A 17,253-nucleotide genomic window follows, 5' to 3' on the forward strand; every position below is an offset into this window, starting at 1 on the left:
TCACAGTTTTCGCCCCAAGGGTCCGTCACCCCGGCGTCACCAGCCGGGCCTCGTAGGCGAACACCGCCGCCTGCGTGCGGTCCCGCAGGCCCAGTTTGACCAGGATGCGGCTGACGTGGGTCTTGATGGTCGACTCGGCGACGACGAGGCGCGCGGCGATCTCCGAGTTGGACAGGCCCTGCGCGATCAGTACGAGTACCTCCGTCTCCCGTTCGGTCAGGTCGCCGTAGGCCGCGTGGGCCGCGGGCATCAGGCGCGGGGCCTCGGAGAGTTTGGAGAACTCGGTGATCAGGCGGCGGGTGACGGACGGGGCGAGCAGTGCCTCGCCGGACGCCACCACCCGTACGCCGTCCGCCAGTTGGCGGGCCGACGCGTCCTTCAGCAGGAAGCCGGACGCGCCCGCGCGCAGCGCCTGGTACACGTACTCGTCCAGGTCGAACGTGGTCAGGACCAGCACCTTCGACGTCGTGTCGGCCGCGACGATCTCGCGGGTCGCCTCGATGCCGTTCAGTTCCGGCATGCGGATGTCCATCAGGACGACGTCCGGGGCGAGTTCGCGGACCTTGGCGACCGCCTCGCGGCCGTTGACCGCCTCGCCGGCGACCTCGATGTCCGGCATCGCGTTCAGCAGGACCGAGAAGCCCTCCCGCACCATCATCTGGTCGTCGGCGATCAGTACGCGGATGGTCATACGTCGTCCTCGTCCGTGCGCGTCGCCGGGACGGGCAGGAAGACCGTCACCTCGTAGCCCCCCTCGTCGGTCGGGCCGGCCGTCATCTCGCCGTTCAGCATCGACACCCGCTCCCGCATGCCGGTCACCCCGTGCCCGGCGCCCGGAGACGGCTTGACCAGCGATGTCGCGGGCGTCGGGCCGTTGACGACCCGCAGGCCCAGGCCGCCCAGGACGTAGGACACCTCCACCCGGGCGCCGGCGCCCGGCGCGTGCCGCAGCGTGTTGCTCAGCGCCTCCTGGACGATGCGGTACGCCGACAGCTCGACGCCGGGCGGCAGTTCGCGCACCGCGCCGGTGACGGCCTTCGAGACGTCGAGGCCCGTGTCCCGCACGTTGGCCAGCAGCGCGTCCAGGTCGGCCAGGGTGGGCTGCGGGGCGTCCGGGGCCTCGTAGTCCTCGGCGCGGACCACGCCCAGGACGCGGCGGAGTTCGGTGAGCGCGGCCACCGCGTTCTCGCGGATCGTGGCGAACGCCCGCTCCAGTTCCTCCGGCGGGTTCTCCACCCGGTAGGGCGCCGCCTCGGCCTGGATGGCGACCACCGACATGTGGTGGGCGACCACGTCGTGCAGCTCACGGGCGATGGTGGTGCGCTCCTCCAGCAACGTACGGCGCGACCGTTCGTGGGCCGTCACCGTCCGCTGGGCGATCACCTCCTGCCGTGCCTCGCGGCGGACGTGCCGCACGGCGACCACCAGCAGGACCAGGGCGGCGACGACCAGCAGCGGGCCGCTGTTGGAGTTGTAGTAGTCCCAGCCGAGGAGGGTGTCCGCGCCCAGGCTGTACACGGCGGTCAGCACCCACATCCACGCCGCCGTACGCGGCCGGGTCCGCAGCGCCACCACCGTCAGCACGATCAGGTGGCAGGCGAAGCTGCCGGGCGCCCACGGCCACATGTCCCACCGGTCGGCGAACAGGGCGGTGATCGGCGCGGCGATCAGTGAGCACCAGAAGGCACCGACGGGGCGGACCAGGAGCAGCAGGATCGGGATCAGCGCGAGGGCGCCGTTCAGCAGCCGCCGCGCGTTGTCGTGACCCTGTACCTCGCTGGCGGCGAACGCCATGATCAGCAGCCCGGCCGTCAGCAGCACGGCGTGCGGGGCCCATGCCGCGTACTCCCGCAGCCGTCCGGGCAGCCGGCGGGTCAGCGGGCCGTCGACGCGCCGCCGGGGCAGCGGCCGGTAGGCGAAGGCGTCCTCGATCAGGTCCTGCCGCAGCCCGCGCAGGGCGCTCGCGGCGAGCCGGACCTCCGGGGTGCCTGGTGTGGAGGGCGGTGTCTGGGTCGTCTCGGTCACGTACAGAACCGTAGGGGGCACCGCACCGGGCCGTCGTCCGCAGCGAGAAGGGTCCTTCCGGGTCCGTCTCAAGTACTACCGAGCCAGAGAGCTCCCTAGTATCCCGACGGCCGCACCAGCCCGCTCTCGTACGCGAACACCGCCGCCTGCGTACGGTCGCGCAGGTTCAGCTTGACCAGGATGCGGCCCACGTGGGTCTTCACCGTCTGCTCGGCGACGACCAGACGGCCGGCGATCTCCGCGTTGGACAGGCCCTGCGCTATCAGGGTCAGTACCTCCGTCTCCCGTTCGGTGAGGTCGCCGACGCGGTTCTTCAGCGGGGTGCGCGGACGCCCGTCCAGCCGCGAGAACTCGGTGATCAGCCGCCGGGTGATGTTCGGAGCCAGCAGCGCGTCCCCGGCGGCGACCACCCGGACCGCCTCGGCGAGCTGGTCGGCGGAGGCGTCCTTGAGGAGGAAGCCGGAGGCGCCCGCGCGCAGCGCCTCGTAGACGTACTCGTCTAGGTCGAAGGTGGTGAGCACCAGTACCCGGATGCCGGGGTGGGCGGCGGTGATGCGGCGGGTGGCCTCGATGCCGTCCAGGTCGGGCATGCGGATGTCCATCAGGACGACGTCCGGGGTGATGTCGCCGGCCTTGGCCACCGCGTCCAGTCCGTCCACCGCCTGGCCGGTCACCTCGATGTCGGGCTGGGTGTTCAGCAGCACGGTGAAACCCTGGCGGACCATCTGCTGGTCGTCGGCGATCAGTACGCGGATGGTCATGCCTGGTCCTTGGTGGCGGGGTCGGCGGAGGAGTGCGGGTCGGCCGAGGGCTTCGTGCCGTCGGCCGGAAGGAAGGCGGTCACCTGGTAGCCGCCGTCCGGCAGGGGGTGCGCGGTGAGGGTGCCGCCCAGCATCGCCGCCCGCTCCCGCATGCCGAGCAGCCCGTGCCCGGCACCCGGGGAGGGGGCCGGGGTGTGGAGGGGGCGGGAGTTCGTGACCTCGACGCGCAGGCCCTGCGGGAGGTGGGCGAGGTGGACGCGGGCGTGCGCGCCGGGCGCGTGCCGCAGGACGTTGCTCAGCGCCTCCTGCACGATCCGGTACGCCGACAGCTCCAGGCCGGGCGTCAGCGGGCGGCGCCCGCCGGTCACCTCGGTGGTGACGGTGAGACCGGCGGCCCTGGTGTTGGCGACCAGCGCGTCCAGCCGGTCGAGGGTCGGCTGGGGGGCGTGCGGGGCCGGGCCCCGCTCCGCGTCCGGCGGCAGGTCGGGGTGCTCGGAGCGCAGGACGCCCAGGACTCGGCGGAGTTCGGTCAGCGCCTCAAGCGCGTTCTCCCGTATGCCCGCGAGGTTCTCCTTCAGCTCGTCCGAGGGGTTCTGGACGAGGTGGGGGGCCACCTGGGCCTGGATGGAGATGACCGACATGTGGTGGGCGACCACGTCGTGCAGTTCGCGGGCGATGCGGCTGCGCTCCTCCAGGAGGGTGCGGCGGGCACGTTCCTCGGCGGTGAGGGTGGTCTGCCTGGCGAGGGCGGTACGGGCCTCGCGGCGGCCCCGAAGGGCGGTGCCGAGCACCACGGCGACCGACGACAGGGTCAGGGTGAGAACACCGGTGGACTGGTAGTCGCGGGCACCCCACAGTCCCTGGAGGACATAGGTGGTCAGCGCCGTGAGGGCGAGTGCCTCGGCGGCGACGCGGCCCGGCACCCGCAGGGCGAGCAACAGCAGGACGAACAGGTGGGCGACCATCCCGGCCACGGTCCAGGGCCAGGTGAACCCCTGCGCCGGTCCCTCGGCCACCAGCATGTGGTGCACGGCCACCCCGCCCAGCACGGTCGCCGTCAGCGACAGCCACCACGCCAGGACCGGCCGCCACAGGGCGAGGACCATCGCGCCGCTCTGGCCGAGGGCGACCGCGAGGGCGTACCCGAAGGCCAGCCCGGCCCGCTCCTGCATCTGCGGCAGTCCCCCGGCCAGGACCGCGAACGCGGCCAGCCACACGATCCCGTGCGGCAGCCAGCGCAGCCAGGTGGACGGCGGCAGCGGGTCGGCCCGTACGGTCCACAGGTCGTCGCGCAGCACTCCCGCCCAGTGCCGGACCCGGTTCCCCCCGTGTGTCACGCGTCCACCTTAGGACCGGGCGTCCGGGACGGGCGGGGGCGGTGGGCGCGCACCGTGCGGGTACGGCGCGGCAGTTCCCAGGTCCGGAACACCGCCCAGCTTCCCGCCAGGACCAGCGCGAACACCGGCAGCCAGGCCAGCCGGGCCGCCACCCAGTCCAGGCCGTCGGGGCGGGTGTGCAGGCCGGGCAGGCGGCCGGCGAACAGGCCGGTGGCCGTGGTCGCCATCAGCGCCGTCTGGTGCCAGAGGAAGACGGTCATGGCGGAGAGGTTGGCCGTCGCCACCGCCGCCCAGGCCACCGGTCGCCGCATCACCCGGCGCAGCGGCTCCCGCAGCAGCAGGGCCAGACCGCACTGGGCCAGGCCGAAGGTGACGGCGGCCAGCGTCGGCGGGTCGAGGTTGGACACCTCGGCACCGGGGACGCCGACCATCGACGCCGGGTAGCCGGCGAAGGCGACGAGCGCCGCGGTGGCCGCCGTACCGCCGACGAGGAGGAGCACACCGGCGCGGGGGTGTTCCAGTTCGCCGCGGGTCCAGGCGGCGCCGAGGGTGTACGGCACCAGCCAGCCCGCGGCCAGGTTGATCCAGCCGAGCCCGTCGGGGGCGTCCAGGCCGAAGCGCAGCAGGTCGACGTGGAGGACCACGGCCAGCGGCCACAGCGGGTGCAGCCGGGCCAGCAGCGGGGTGGCGGCGGTCAGTACGGCGAAGACCAGCAGGAACCACAGCGGGGAGAGCGCCAGCTTGACCAGGGTGTGGACGGTCGTCTGCTCCGCGCCGGTCAGCAGCAGGAGCGCCGCGATCGCTGTCCACAGGGTGAGGAGGGCCCCGACCGGGCGGAACAGCCGGGACAGGCGGATGCGCAGCCAGCGGAGGTAGGAGGTGCCGCGGGCGCGGGCCGAGGCGTGGCCGCGGGTGGCGACATGTCCGCCGACCAGGAAGAACACGGCGAGGGTCTGGAGGATCCAGGAGACCGGGGCCAGCTGGGGCAGCTCGCCGAGCGGGCTCGCCGCGCGCAGTGCGCCGCCGTCGGCGACCAGGGCCGTCACCAGCCAGTGGCCGAGGACGACACCGAGGATCGCGGCGGCCCGCAGGGCGTCGACGGCCCGGTCCCGGCCGGCCGGGGTGGAGGCGTCGATCCGGGCGCACAGTCCGGGCGGTGCGGTCGCTTCGGTCACGGTCGCTGCGGTCACGGTCGCTTCACCTCCGTGGTCGTGTCCGGCACGGTCTCGCCCAGGACGATCCGGGCCAGGTTGGTCAGGGAGAGGGAGCCCGGGGCGAAGTAGTCGCTGTGGCCGCCGTCCCCGGCCGCGAAGACCCGGGCGCCGAAGGACGGGGAGAGCGGGTCGGTGCCGAAGCCGACGGTCGTGCCGAACAGCTCCGCGCTGAGGTGCGGGACGTGCGCCACCCAGTCGCCGCCGCCCCGGGCCGCCCACACCCGGGCGTCCGTGCCCAGCCGGGCGGCGGTGTCGGCGCCGGTGCCGGGGCTGCCGAGCAGGGCGATGTCCGTGACGGCCAGGCCGTGGGCGGCGCGGGCGCAGACGACGGTGCCGTAGGAGTGGCACAGCAGGGAGACGTCCGTGCCGGGGCCGCTGACGCGGTGCAGGGTGCGGACGAGGGCGCGCAGCGCGGGCGCCGCCTCCTCGGCGCGGCCGGTCGTGGCGACCGTCGTGCTGACGGTGCCGGGGGTCTCGTAGCCGAGCCAGGCCACCACCGCCGTACGGCCGGGGGCGAGCCGGTGATACAGGGCGAGGGCGGCGGCACGGAAGCGGCCGTAGGTGTCGAGGCCGGTGTCGGAGCCCGGCACCAGGACGGCGACCCGGTCGGCGTGGGCCAGGTCGCCGAAGACCTCCGTGGCCAGCCCGGCGCCCCGGCCGTCGAAGGCGAGGAGCTGCCTGCCGGGGGCGGCCAGCGCGCGGTCGGCCGCCGCCCGGTGCCGGTCGCCGTGGGCGGCGGCGGTGCGGGACGCCTCGGCGGCGTCGGCCCGGTGGGCGGCGTAGGCGGCGTCCAGGGTCGCCGCCGTCACCGGGGGCAGGCCGGTGGGGGCCGGGGCGGGGATCACGGGCCGGGCGGCGCCGGAGAGGGGGAGGACGACGGCGCCGGTGAGCAGCACCGCCAGCCCGCCACGCCACCATCGCGCCCGGTGCCGTCCCGTCGTTCGCCGCCATGTCATGGGCGCTCACCTCCCGACGGCCCGTCCATCGGGCCCGTCCAGAAGGGAAATTACGGAGCGTCACGGGTAACCGGCGTCCCGCCAGAGAGCTCATCTGCCGGGTAGCTCCCAGGTATGAGAGGTACGACGGGTCGGCGGCGGGCTCACCACGCCAGCTGGGCGATCTCCTCCGCCACCACCGCGCACGCGTCCGCCGCCGGGTCGATCAGCGGGAAGTGGCCGACGTCCTCCAGCAGCGTCACGCCCACCACCTCCCCGGCCTTGGCCGCCGCGTCGGCGTACGCCTCGGAGACCTCCTGCGGCACGGTCGTGTCGGTACGGCCCTGCACGAGGGTGGTCGCGATGCCGGTGGGCAGCAGCAGCGCGGGGTCGGCGTACGGCACGCGGGCCGCGAAGTGGTCGTCCCCGCCCAGGAGTTGGCGTACGGCGCCGCCGCACACGTCCAGCTTGTCGGCGACCGCGAAGTCGGCGATCGGGGCGAGGGCGACGACACCGCGCAGCGGCGCGGGCCGGTCGGTGCGCCAGGGGGCGTCGGCGGGCAGCAGGTGCCGGGCCGCCGCCCACAGGGCGAGGTGACCGCCCGCCGAGTGCCCGGTGAGCACCGTACGGCGCGGATCGGCGTCCGGCAGGTGCTCCTTGACCAGGGCGGGCAGGGCGTCGAGGGCCGCGGCCACGTCGTCGAAGGTGTCGGGCCAGCGGCCGGCCACAGCCGGGCCCGCCGCAGCCGATGCCGCAGCCGGGTCCGCCGCGCCCCGCCGGTACTCGACGCTGGCCACGGCGAACCCGCGGCGGGCGAGGAAGGCCGCGAACGGACTGAGGTGCCGCCGGTCGTACGGGGCCCGCCAGGCACCCCCGTGCAGGGCCACCACCACGGGCGCCGGACCGCCCGGCCCGCCCCGGCCGCGCGGCGCGTAGAAGTCGATCACCTGGTCGGGCAGGCCGCCGTACGCGGCGCTGCTGTCGGGATCGACCGCCGGGTGCGAGAAGGCGGACCTCTCCTCCGCGTCGTTGCCCGCAGTGGTCTCCGGCATGCTCCAACCTCTCAGCGGCGTAACGGTGTTGGCCGGACGCTATCAGGCCCGTGACGTGCGTGAACAAGGGGTTGTCACGCAGGGTGAGGGTGACCGCTCCCCGCGACGACCTCGCCCAGCACCCGCGCCGCCCGCTCCACGTCCGCGAACCCGACGTACAGCGGCGTGAAGCCGAACCGCAGGACGTCCGGGTGCCGGAAGTCACCGACCACCCCGCGCCCGATCAGCGCCTTCATCACGTCCCCGGCGCCGTCGCAGCGCAGCGCCACCTGGCTGCCCCGCTCGGCGTGCGCGACCGGCGTCAGGTTCTCGACCCGGCCGCCCGGCACGTACTCCTCGACGCAGCGCAGGAAGAAGTCGGTCAGCGCCAGCGACTTGGCCCGCACCTGAGCCACGGACACGGTCTCCCACACGTCGAGCGCCGCCTCCAGCGCGAGCAGCGACAGGATGTCCGGCGTACCGACCCGCCCGCGCACCACGCCGGCGGCCGGGGTGTACGCGGAGGCCATCCCGAACGGCTCGGCGTGCGAGTTCCACCCCGGCAGCGGCGAGTCGAAGCGGTCCTGCACCTCCTCGCGCACATACAGGTACGCGGGCGAACCCGGGCCGCCGTTCAGGTACTTGTACGTGCAGCCGACGGCCAGGTCGACGCCGTGCTCGTCCAGCCCGACCGGCAGCGCGCCCGCGCTGTGGCACAGGTCCCACACGGCGTACGCCCCCGCCGCGTGCACGGCGGCGGTGAGTCCGGGCAGGTCGTGCAGCCGGCCGGTGCGGTAGTCGACGTGGTTGAGCAGCACGACGGCGGTGCGGTCACCGAGCGCCGCGGGCACCTCGGCCGGGGTCACCGGCCGCAGCGCGCACCCCGTCATCCGGGCCGCCGACCGGGCGATGTACCCGTCGGTGGGGAAGGTGGAGGCGTCGACGAGGATCTCGTCCCGCCCCTCCCCCGCCATCCGCACCGCCGCCACGACCGCCTTGAAGACGTTGACGCTGGTGGAGTCACCGACCACGACCTGTCCGGGCGCCGCCCCGACCAGCGGGGCGATCCGGTCGCCGACCCGCTCGGGCGCGGTCCACCAGCCGCTCTCCTCCCAGGACCGGATGCGCAGCTCGCCCCACTGCCGCCGTACGACGTCGTCGACGCGGCCCGGCACGTGCGCGGGCAGCGCGCCCAGCGAGTTGCCGTCCAGGTAGACCACGTCGTCACCGAGGACGAACCGCTCCCGCAGCCCGGCCAGCCCGTCCGCCGCGTCCCGTTCCTGCGCGGCGCTCATCAGCTCAGACATACGACCTCGCCGTCCACAGCTCGGGGAACACGTTCTTGCGGGCCCGCTTCTCCAGCCAGGCCACCCCGGCGGAGCCGCCGGTGCCGGTCTTGGCGCCCATCGCGCGGCGGGTGGCGACCAGGTGGTCGTTGCGCCAGCGCCACACCAGCTCGGCGACATCGCTGAGCGCCTCGCCGAGCCGCACCAGCTCGCCGTCCTGGTCCCCGGCGTACACCGCCGCCCAGGCGGCCTCGACCTCGGGCGACGGCTCGTAGGGCCGGGAGACGTCCCGGCGCAGTACCGCTTCCGGGATCTCGTGTCCGCGCCGCGCCAGCAGCCGGACCGCCTCGTCGTACAGGCTCGGCTCGTGCAGCGCCTTCTCCAGCTCGGCGTGGACGCGGGGGGTGCCGCGGTGCGGGACGAGCATGGACGCGGACTTGTCACCGAGCAGGAACTCCATCCGGCGGTACATGGCCGACTGGAAGCCGGACCCCTCGCCGAGGGCGCCGCGGTACGAGTTGAACTGCGCCGGGGTGAGCCCCGCGAGGGGCTTCCAGGAGGCGTTCAGCGCCTCCAGTTCCCGTACCGAGCGCTTCAGGGCGTCCTTCGCCACGTCGGTGCGGTCCTCGCGCAGGGCGCGGGCCGCGGTCTCCCACTCGTGGACGATGACGGTGAACCACAGCTCCATGACCTGGGTGGTGACCAGGAAGACCATCTCTCCGGGGTCGTCGGAGAGGGTGTGCTGGAGGTGGGTGAGCACGTCCGCCTTGACATAGTCCTCGTACGGCGTGCTGCCCGCGAAGTCGAGGTTCGGGGCGTCGTGGGACATTTCTGTCTCCTGATGGCACTCCGGGTAGCGGTCCGCCCTGCCGTTACCGGCACGGGGCCCCGGTCCCCGAACCAGCATCTTCCGCAATCGTCCCAGGTACGCGCAAGGCCCGCCCCTGGGGACGGGCCCGAAAGGGATCGGCGCGGGGTCAGCCGAGGACGTCGGCCGCCTCCTGCGAGGAGTCGCGCAGGAACTGCGAGCAGCGCTCGTACTCCTCCTTCTCGCCGATCGCCTGCGCGGCGCGGGCGAGGGCGTGCAGGGCGCGCAGGAAGCCGCGGTTCGGCTCGTGCTCCCACGGCACGGGCCCGTGGCCCTTCCAGCCGTTGCGGCGCAGGGCGTCCAGGCCCCGGTGGTAGCCGGTCCGGGCGTACGCGTACGACTCGACCACGCCGCCCCGCTCGAAGGCGTCGTCGGCGAGCTGCGCCCAGGCCAGCGAGGACGTCGGGTACCGGGCGGCGACCTCGGCGGGCGAGGTGCCGGCGGCGAGCAGCTCGCGCGGCTCGGGGTCGTCGGGGAGGCGGGTCGGGGGCGGTCCCCCGAGCAGGTTCTCGTGAATGGCCATGCGGTCCAGTCTGCGGCATGCCGAGGGCCCGGCACCGCGAGGGTGCCGGGCCCGTCGTACGCGAGGCGTTACTTGATGCGGGTGCCCGCGGAACGCAGGTGGCCGCAGGCCTCCACGACGCGCGCGGCCATGCCGGCCTCGGCCAGCTTGCCCCAGGTGCGCGGGTCGTAGGTCTTCTTGTTGCCGACCTCGCCGTCGACCTTCAGGACGCCGTCGTAGTTGGCGAACATGTGACCGGCGACCGGACGCGTGAAGGCGTACTGGGTGTCGGTGTCGAGGTTCATCTTGACCACGCCGTTGTCGAGCGCGGTGGCGATCTCCTCGGCGGTGGAGCCGGAGCCGCCGTGGAAGACGAAGTCGAAGGGCTTGGCGCCGGCGGGCTGACCGTACTTGGCGGCGACGCCCTCGTTCAGCTCCTTCAGCAGGTCGGGGCGGAGGACGACGTTGCCCGGCTTGTACACGCCGTGCACGTTGCCGAAGGACGCGGCGAGCAGGTAGCGGCCCTTCTCGCCCAGGCCCAGGGCCTCGGCGGTGCGCAGGGCGTCGTCGACCGTGGTGTAGAGGGAGTCGTTGATCTCGTGCGAGACGCCGTCCTCCTCGCCGCCGGTCGGGGTGATCTCGACCTCAAGGATGATCTTGGCGGCGCGGGCCTGCTCCAGCAGCTCGGTGGCGATGGAGAGGTTGTCGGCCAGGGTCTCGGCGGAGCCGTCCCACATGTGGGACTGGAACAGCGGGCCCATACCGGCCTGGACGCGCTTGGCGGAGAGCGCGAGCAGCGGACGCACGTACGTGTCCAGCTTGTCCTTGGGACAGTGGTCGGTGTGCAGCGCGATGTTCACGTCGTACTTCTCGGCGACGATGTGCGCGAACTCGGCCAGCGCGACCGCGCCGGTCACCATGTCCTTGTTGTGCTGGCCGCCCAGGAACTCGGCGCCGCCGGTGGAGATCTGGACGATGCCGTCGCTCTCCGCCTCCGCGAAACCGCGCAGGGCCGCGTGCAGCGTCTGGGAGGAGGTCACGTTGATGGCCGGGTAGGCGAACTTCCCCGCCTTCGCCCGGTCCAGCATCTCGTTGTAGACCTCGGGAGTTGCGATGGGCATGAGTCCGCTCCTTGATATGTGCGGGTGGGCTGTGTCGTGCGTGCGTGCTTACGGCCCTGACCTGGGGGCGACGTCATTGTCGGCCCCATCTTCCCAGACGGCTCAGTCCAGGCCCAGCTCGTCCTTGGAGAAGGCGTAGCGGTACGGCACACCCGCCCCCTCCTGGATCTTCTCGGCGGCACCGGTCGCCCGGTCGACGATGGTGGCCACCGCGACCACCTCGGCACCGGCCTCCCGCACCGCCTCGACCGCGGTGAGCGGGGAGCCGCCGGTGGTGGAGGTGTCCTCGACCACCAGGACGCGGCGGCCGGCGATGTCCGGGCCCTCGACGCGGCGCTGCATGCCGTGCGCCTTGGCGGCCTTGCGGACCACGAACGCGTCGAGGCGCTGCCCGCGCGCGGCGGCGGCGTGCAGCATGCTCGCGGCGACCGGGTCGGCGCCCATGGTGAGCCCGCCCACCGCGTCGAACTCCAGGTCGGCGGTCAGGTCCAGGAGCACCTGCCCGACCAGCGGCGCGGCCTCGCCGTCCAGGGTGACGCGGCGCAGGTCGACGTAGTAGTCCGCCTCCAGGCCGGAGGAGAGCGTCACCTTGCCGTGCACCACGGCCTTGTCCTTGATCTGCTGCAGCAGCGCGCCGCGTACGTCACTCATGGGGCCAGCTTAAAGGCGCCGCCAGCTCCAGGTCGTCGTCGCCTCCAGCGGCTCCAGGGGCGTGACCAGGCGCGGGAGGGTGTTCAGCCCGTTGGGCGGCCCGGTCTGCGGCTCCACACACACGGCGGCCTCCTGCTCGTCGTACACGACGACCCACTCCTCCCGGCTGGCCACCTTCAGCTCCAGCCGCTCGGGCCAGGTGAGGGTGACGTCGACGCCGTCGGGCATGCCGAAGCAGTCGTCCCAGGGGCCGGGGCGGGGGTCGATCCGCTGGCCGGTGGGGAGGTGGTCGGCGCCGCGCTCCTCCTGCCAGGCCGCGTCGAAGGCGATCCGGACGCCGTCGCTGTCGCCGAGGGTCCGGTTGAACCACGGGTGCCAGCCGAGCTGCGCCGGGAAGGAGGAGCCGTACGTCTCGATGGCCAGGGTGAGCGTCAGCGCGTCGGGCGCCAGCGCGACGACCTGGGTGAGGCGGGCCGGGTAGGGCCAGGGGTCGCCGAGGTCGTACGTGATGACCGCCTCGTCGGCGGTGGCGCGGGCGGTGGTCCAGGCGCCGTCGCGGGCGGGGCCGTGGATGGCGTGCGGCGGGGAGTTCAGCGGCATCTGGTGGACGGTGGCGCCGTCCCGGAAGCGGCCGTCGCGGATGCGGCCGACCCAGGGGGCCATCGGGAAGCAGCCGTAGCGGTCGCCCTGGCGGAGCAGTTCCACACCGTCGACGCGCAGCGAGCCGATCCGGCCGCCGTTGCCGGGCCGTACGGTCGCCTCCGCGCCGCCGGCGGTCAGAGTGATCTCTTCGTTACTCACGTTCCGACCCTACTGGGCGGGCGTGCCCCGCCTCAGCGGCGCCGGCGCAGGGCGCGGCCGACCACGATGGCCGAGGCGACGACCAGCGCGGCGGCGGGGGCGGCCCAGCGCAGCGGGGTACCGGAGGCGGCGGCCTGCGGCGCGGGCACGGGGGCGTACCGGCCGCGGGGCGGGGCGTGGTCGACCTCCTCGGCACTGCGGCCGATCATCGTGCGGCGGGCGTGGGCGGCTTCGGCGGGGGGGTCGGGGAGGGGGGCGGCGGGGGGCTCGGGGGAGGAGCCGGTGGGGGGCTCGGCGGTGGGGGGTTCGGCGGCGGGGGGCTCGGGGGAGGAGCCGGTGGGGGGCTCGGCGGTGGGGGGTTCGGCGGTGGGGGGCTCGGCGGAGGACTTGGCGGTGGGGGGTTCGGCGGAGGGCTCGGTGGTGGGGGGTTCGGCGGAGGGCCCGGCGGAGGGCTCGGCGGTGGGACGTTCGGCGGTGGGCCCGGCGGAGGGCTCGGCGGCGGTGGGCCCGGCAGAGGGCTCGGCGGTGGGGGGTTCGGCGGAGGGCCCGGCGGTGGGCGGCTCGTCGGTGGCGGTGGGGAGCTGGTCGGCGGCAGGCGGCTCGGGGGCCGGAGGCTCGGCGGCGGGAGGTCGGTCGGCCGTCCCCTCCCTCTCGGGTTCCGAGGAGACCTCGGTCCCGGAAACGGAAGGGGCCGGCTCGTCCCGCTGTGCCGCCAGGCCCAGGTTCTCCCCGAACCGGGTCAGCAGCCGCGTCACCGCCGCGGTCACCGCGTCCGGCGGCAGTTCGGTGAGGCGCCCGGTCACGGTCGCCGTCCCGGCGAACGTCAGCGTGGCACCACCGCCCGCACCACCGTCCGCGCCGCCGCCCGCACCACCGCCCGCACCACCGCCCGCACCGGCATCCCCACCGCCGCCCGCACGGGCGACCCGCACCGTCAGCGCCACCGTCACCGTGCCCGTGCCGCGCGCCTCGACGGCCTCGCCCTCGGCCGCGTACGTGCCGTCGTCCCGCGCGGTGAACCGCACCGTGCCGCGGTAGGTGACGGAGTGGCTGCCGACGCGGATCTTCAGCCGGCCCGTGACGGGCTCGGCGCCGGCCTCCTGCTGGAGCCCGGGCACCGCACCGGCGACCCGGGCGGGGTCGGCCAGCGCCTCCCTGAGCCGCTCGGCCGGAACCGGAACGAACACCTCATGCTCCATGTCAGCCGAGCCTACCCAGCGGGCGGCGGGAACACGCCCGGCCGGCGGGAACTCACCCGCTGCCTGGGCCCGCCCGGCCGGCCCGAGCTCGGCCGCCGCCCGGTTGAGCGACCGTGGCCTAGCCGGTGAACAGCCGGGCGGCGGACCCGCGTACGCCGACGCCGCGTACGCCGTACGAGTGAACGCCGCCACCAGGCGCCGGGTCAGTACCGCGGATGCACCAGCGTCGAAGCCGGCGGCAGCCCAGGCGTACCGGCCGCCGCGCGGGCGGCGCGGGCCAGCGAGCGGGGGGTCAGGGTGACCGGCCGCGGACCGTGCGGGTCGAGGCGGAGGACCGGTGGCGTGCGCGCGGCGAGGAGGAAGCCCCAGTCACCGGCGGGGGACCCGGTGACCCGGTAGGCGGCGGTCCGCAGCCCGGCCGCGCGCAGGGTCGACTCCACGGTGCGGAACACCCGGGTGCGCGCGGCGAACGGCCCGGCGTGCACCACCAGCCGCCCGCCGGGCGCCAGCACCCGGCGGGCGAGGCCGTAGAACTCCTGCGAGTACAGCTTGGTGCCCGCGGTGACGCCCGGGTCGGGCAGGTCCGAGATCACCACGTCGTACGCCGCGACGGGCGCCCGGCGCAGCCGGTGGAAGGCGTCGTCCGTCGTCACGCGGACGCGGGGGTCGGCGTAGGAGTGCTCGTTGAGCGCGGACAGGCCGGGGTCGCGGCGGGCCAGCCGGGTCAGCTCCGCGTCCACCTCGACGATCTCCACCCGCCGCACCCCCGGGTGGCGCAGCACCTCCCGGGCGGCGAGTCCGTCACCGCCGCCGAGGATCAGCACGCGGGCGTGCGGGCCGGTCATGGCGGGGTGGACCAGCGCCTCGTGGTAGCGGCGTTCGTCCCCGCCGGTGACCCTGAGCCGGCCGTCCAGGAAGAGGTCGAGGGGGCGGCCGTCGGCGTCGCCGAGGAGGACGACCTCCTGGACGTCGGTGCGCACGGCCACCCGGACATCCTGGCCGTACATGGCGCGCCGGGCGGCCCGTTCGAAGTCGTCGGCGAGGACGGCGGTGGTGGCGAGGACGGCGATGACGACGACGTTGGCGGTCAGCAGCAGCCGGCGGGCCCGGCCGGTCAGGTCGCGCCGGAACAGCCCGAGCACCAGCGCGGCGCCGACCACGGCGTTGACGGTCCCGGTGACCAGGGCGCCCGTCAACTGGCCGAGGAACGGCAGGAGGAGGAAGGGGAAGGCCAGCCCGCCGATGAGCGATCCGGTGTAGTCCGCGGCGAACAGGTCGGCGACGGCGCCGCCCACGTCCTGGCGGCGGATGCGCTGGATCAGCTCCATCAGCAGCGGCACCTCGGCGCCGATCAGCACGCCGATGGTGAGCGAGAAGGCGACCAGCAGGACGCGGGGCGCGTCGGCCCACAGGCCGCCCCAGTCGCCGGTCCAGGCGAACACGGCGTACAGCATCATGGCGCTGCACCCGCCGACGAGGGCCAGGGCGGCCTCGACCGCGCCGAAGCCGGCCGCGCCCAGCCGGCGCAGCCGCTTGGCGACGAGCGAGCCGATGCCCATCGCGAACACCATGACCGACAGGACGATGGACGCCTGGGTGACCGAGTCGCCGGTCAAATAGGAGGCGACGGCGACCAGTTCGAGTTCGTACACCAGCCCGCAGGCGGCGCAGACGAAGACGCCGGCCAGGACCAGGAACCGCCCGGTCCCCGGCCGCACGGGCAGGGGCGGCGCGGGGGCGGGCGGCGCGTCGACGGGCGGTGCGGCGACGCGGTGGCGGCCCCGGCCGCCCGGGCCGCCCCAGGGCGGCGGGGAGCCGGGCGGAGCGGGCACGTGCGGTTCGATCACGATTGTGACGTTACGTTACTTCAGCACTACGCTTCGTCACCCACACGTGTGGAACTGCCCCTCCTGGCGGGGATTCCGGGTTTATCCGGCGCGGACACCGGAACGGCCGGACAGCAGCACGCGCCGGGGCGGCCACCCCCGCCCGGACGGCCGGGCCGGGCCGCCTCGGCGCAGACCCCGACCCTGGTCCGGGTGGCCACCAGACGGCCCTCCTGCGGATAGGCGTGCCAGGTGCGCCAGGACACCTGGCCCACCTGCCCCTGCACCAGCAGCGCCGTGAACGCGTACGGGCTGCCCGGGAAGACGCCGACGAGTCCGTGCGGATGGTCGGAGACCAGGGCGAGCAGTTCCTGGGCGCGGCCCGCGAACGCGTCGGGCGACAGCAGCTCCACATGGGCGGCGAACTCGTACTCCCAGTCGCCCACCCGCTTGGCGACGCCCAGCGGCAGCGGGGTCCTGCTGCCGGGGATGCACGCGACCGTCTCCGAGCAGATGCCCCGCCCCTCCTCCAGGAGTACCTGGTGGGAGGCGCCGAGAAGTCTCAACTCGACATTGCTGTCCGCCAGTTCGACTTCGAGGGTGGCCAGGGCCGGCAGCGGTTCCCGCCCGAGGGCCCAGGCGAGGTCGGCCGCGCGCGTGTCGGTGTAGGCGGTGTTCAGGGTCGTGAGCATGGATGGGCTCCGCAAGCACACAGGGGAGGAAGGGGCAGGGTCCCGCGCATCCCGGCCGCGCCGGGGGGTGCGGCCCTGTCACCGCCCGGTCGACCGGTCAGGAGGGGGCCGCAGGACGCCCGAGAGGCTGCTTGGGCGAATGAGAGAGAATCATGGACAGTGGCGGCGCCACAGCGTTTTTACCCAAGTTCGTGGTATTTCCATCCCTCAGGGGGCTCACCAGCTCACCTGTTCAACCCCCGCGTGCGCCCCGCCCCGTGCGGCGCACGCCGGTATGCGAAAGCGTCCGCCGGGCGTGCTGCCCGGCGGACGCTCGGTGCGGGACCCCTGTGCGGGCCCCTGGGGAGGAGACGCGGTCCCCCTTCTCCGGAGGCCCGGCTGCCCCGTGTCAGCCGCCGCCACCGCCGCAGCCGCCGCCCCCGCCACCACCGCAGGACGACCCGCCCCCGCAGGAATGACCCCCCGAGTGACCACCGGAGTCACCCCCCGAGTGACCCCCCGAGTGACTCCCCGAGTGACCGCCGGAATGACCGCCGTCGGACGACGGACCGCCGTCCGCGCCGCCCACCCACCAGCTGACGTCACCGCCGCCACCGCCACCGCCGTCGGCCCCGCCGACGGCCACGCCCCCGCTGCCGTACGTGTACCCGCGCCCGCGCGCGCGACCGGCGCGCGTGCTCCGGCGCGAGGTGGACACGACCCGCGCGACGACCACGATCACGACCACTGCCAGGATGATGCCGACGAGCATGACGTCACCCTCCTTCCGTTGAGCAACCCCGTCGAGCAACCCCCCGTGGGTGACCCGCTCGTTGCGTGCACCGGAGATGCCCGGGGCCGCCGCACCCCAAAGCAGAGTTGAGCAACTTCTGAGGGTCGACGCGCGGCCGGCGTTCCCGGCCCGCGCGGACACCGGGAGACGGGGCCCGCGGGCGTGGCCGTGACGGCCCCGGCACGCTCGGCTCACCCGTTCGGCCCAACGACCGGGACGGGCGGGCCGCCCC

At 74.5% G+C, this 17,253-nt stretch carries 15 protein-coding genes and 1 pseudogene; all 16 read right to left on the reverse strand.

Translation table 11 applies throughout. The annotated features are described in order from the left end of the window. Window positions 1–25: 25 nt before the first annotated feature. Window positions 26–691, reverse strand: coding sequence for a response regulator (locus tag ACIQR3_RS23340; protein ID WP_403541912.1), 666 nt, complete (start codon window positions 689–691; stop codon window positions 26–28). After that, window positions 688–2,025, reverse strand: a complete 1,338-nt coding sequence (locus ACIQR3_RS23345) for a sensor histidine kinase (RefSeq protein ID WP_403541914.1) — start codon at window positions 2,023–2,025, stop codon at window positions 688–690. The genes ACIQR3_RS23340 and ACIQR3_RS23345 overlap by 4 nt, the downstream gene beginning before the upstream one ends. A 95-nt stretch (window positions 2,026–2,120) precedes the next feature. Then, the gene (locus ACIQR3_RS23350) at window positions 2,121–2,786 is read right to left on the reverse strand and encodes a response regulator (RefSeq protein WP_403541917.1); all 666 of its coding nucleotides are present in this window, start codon (window positions 2,784–2,786) and stop codon (window positions 2,121–2,123) included. Continuing rightward, window positions 2,783–4,123 (reverse strand): sensor histidine kinase, encoded by a 1,341-nt coding sequence (locus ACIQR3_RS23355; RefSeq protein WP_403541919.1) that lies wholly within the window; start codon window positions 4,121–4,123, stop codon window positions 2,783–2,785. The genes ACIQR3_RS23350 and ACIQR3_RS23355 overlap by 4 nt, the downstream gene beginning before the upstream one ends. Beyond that, window positions 4,120–5,313: an acyltransferase gene (locus ACIQR3_RS23360; RefSeq protein WP_403541921.1), complete on the reverse strand. Its 1,194-nt coding sequence runs from the start codon at window positions 5,311–5,313 to the stop codon at window positions 4,120–4,122. Before ACIQR3_RS23360 ends, ACIQR3_RS23355 begins: the two co-directional genes overlap by 4 nt. Continuing rightward, window positions 5,310–6,293 carry an alpha/beta hydrolase gene (locus ACIQR3_RS23365; protein WP_403541923.1) on the reverse strand — a complete coding sequence of 328 codons (984 nt, stop codon included), beginning with the start codon at window positions 6,291–6,293 and terminating at the stop codon, window positions 5,310–5,312. Before ACIQR3_RS23365 ends, ACIQR3_RS23360 begins: the two co-directional genes overlap by 4 nt. 143 nt (window positions 6,294–6,436) lie before the next feature. Then, window positions 6,437–7,324, reverse strand: coding sequence for an alpha/beta hydrolase (locus tag ACIQR3_RS23370; RefSeq protein ID WP_403541925.1), 888 nt, complete (start codon window positions 7,322–7,324; stop codon window positions 6,437–6,439). 74 nt (window positions 7,325–7,398) lie between these two features. Continuing rightward, on the reverse strand, window positions 7,399–8,610 hold the full coding sequence (gene kynU, locus ACIQR3_RS23375; RefSeq protein WP_403541928.1) for a kynureninase: 1,212 nt from the start codon (window positions 8,608–8,610) through the stop codon (window positions 7,399–7,401). Continuing rightward, window positions 8,603–9,418, reverse strand: a complete 816-nt coding sequence (locus ACIQR3_RS23380) for a tryptophan 2,3-dioxygenase family protein (RefSeq protein ID WP_403541929.1) — start codon at window positions 9,416–9,418, stop codon at window positions 8,603–8,605. Before ACIQR3_RS23380 ends, kynU begins: the two co-directional genes overlap by 8 nt. Window positions 9,419–9,566: 148 nt before the next feature. Continuing rightward, entirely contained in the window at window positions 9,567–9,980 is a 414-nt protein-coding gene (locus ACIQR3_RS23385; RefSeq protein WP_403541930.1) for a DUF3151 domain-containing protein, read from the reverse strand. A 68-nt stretch (window positions 9,981–10,048) separates the two neighbouring features. Next, complete coding sequence (gene fbaA / locus ACIQR3_RS23390; protein ID WP_403541933.1) at window positions 10,049–11,080, reverse strand: class II fructose-bisphosphate aldolase; 1,032 nt, start codon at window positions 11,078–11,080, stop codon at window positions 10,049–10,051. A 102-nt stretch (window positions 11,081–11,182) separates the two neighbouring features. Beyond that, window positions 11,183–11,731 (reverse strand): orotate phosphoribosyltransferase, encoded by a 549-nt coding sequence (gene pyrE, locus ACIQR3_RS23395; protein WP_403541934.1) that lies wholly within the window; start codon window positions 11,729–11,731, stop codon window positions 11,183–11,185. A 9-nt stretch (window positions 11,732–11,740) separates the two neighbouring features. Continuing rightward, window positions 11,741–12,532 (reverse strand): aldose 1-epimerase, encoded by a 792-nt coding sequence (locus ACIQR3_RS23400; RefSeq protein ID WP_403541937.1) that lies wholly within the window; start codon window positions 12,530–12,532, stop codon window positions 11,741–11,743. Between the two features lie 32 nt (window positions 12,533–12,564). Continuing rightward, on the reverse strand, window positions 12,565–13,731 hold the full coding sequence (locus ACIQR3_RS23405; RefSeq protein WP_403541938.1) for a hypothetical protein: 1,167 nt from the start codon (window positions 13,729–13,731) through the stop codon (window positions 12,565–12,567). A 203-nt stretch (window positions 13,732–13,934) separates the two neighbouring features. Beyond that, the gene (locus tag ACIQR3_RS23410; protein ID WP_403541941.1) at window positions 13,935–15,578 is read right to left on the reverse strand and encodes a polyamine aminopropyltransferase; all 1,644 of its coding nucleotides are present in this window, start codon (window positions 15,576–15,578) and stop codon (window positions 13,935–13,937) included. Between the two features lie 155 nt (window positions 15,579–15,733). Beyond that, window positions 15,734–16,249: pseudogene (locus ACIQR3_RS23415) on the reverse strand (DUF2617 family protein); the annotation flags it as partial. Window positions 16,250–17,253 lie beyond the last annotated feature (1,004 nt).

The sequence above is a fragment of the Streptomyces sp. NPDC090994 genome, assembly GCF_044768905.1.
In the GTDB taxonomy this organism is placed as follows: domain Bacteria; phylum Actinomycetota; class Actinomycetes; order Streptomycetales; family Streptomycetaceae; genus Streptomyces.

Bases quoted from the DNA above. Each gene is read 5' to 3' on its own strand.
- ACIQR3_RS23350 (WP_403541917.1), bottom strand. From the start codon at position 2,786: ATGACCATCCGCGTACTGATCGCCGACGACCAGCAGATGGTCCGCCAG.
- ACIQR3_RS23380 (WP_403541929.1), bottom strand. From the start codon at position 9,418: ATGTCCCACGACGCCCCGAACCTCGACTTCGCGGGCAGCACGCCGTAC.
- pyrE (WP_403541934.1), bottom strand. From the start codon at position 11,731: ATGAGTGACGTACGCGGCGCGCTGCTGCAGCAGATCAAGGACAAGGCC.
- ACIQR3_RS23365 (WP_403541923.1), bottom strand. From the start codon at position 6,293: ATGACATGGCGGCGAACGACGGGACGGCACCGGGCGCGATGGTGGCGT.
- ACIQR3_RS23340 (WP_403541912.1), bottom strand. From the start codon at position 691: ATGACCATCCGCGTACTGATCGCCGACGACCAGATGATGGTGCGGGAG.
- ACIQR3_RS23405 (WP_403541938.1), bottom strand. From the start codon at position 13,731: ATGGAGCATGAGGTGTTCGTTCCGGTTCCGGCCGAGCGGCTCAGGGAG.
- ACIQR3_RS23385 (WP_403541930.1), bottom strand. From the start codon at position 9,980: ATGGCCATTCACGAGAACCTGCTCGGGGGACCGCCCCCGACCCGCCTC.
- fbaA (WP_403541933.1), bottom strand. From the start codon at position 11,080: ATGCCCATCGCAACTCCCGAGGTCTACAACGAGATGCTGGACCGGGCG.
- kynU (WP_403541928.1), bottom strand. From the start codon at position 8,610: ATGTCTGAGCTGATGAGCGCCGCGCAGGAACGGGACGCGGCGGACGGG.
- ACIQR3_RS23370 (WP_403541925.1), bottom strand. From the start codon at position 7,324: ATGCCGGAGACCACTGCGGGCAACGACGCGGAGGAGAGGTCCGCCTTC.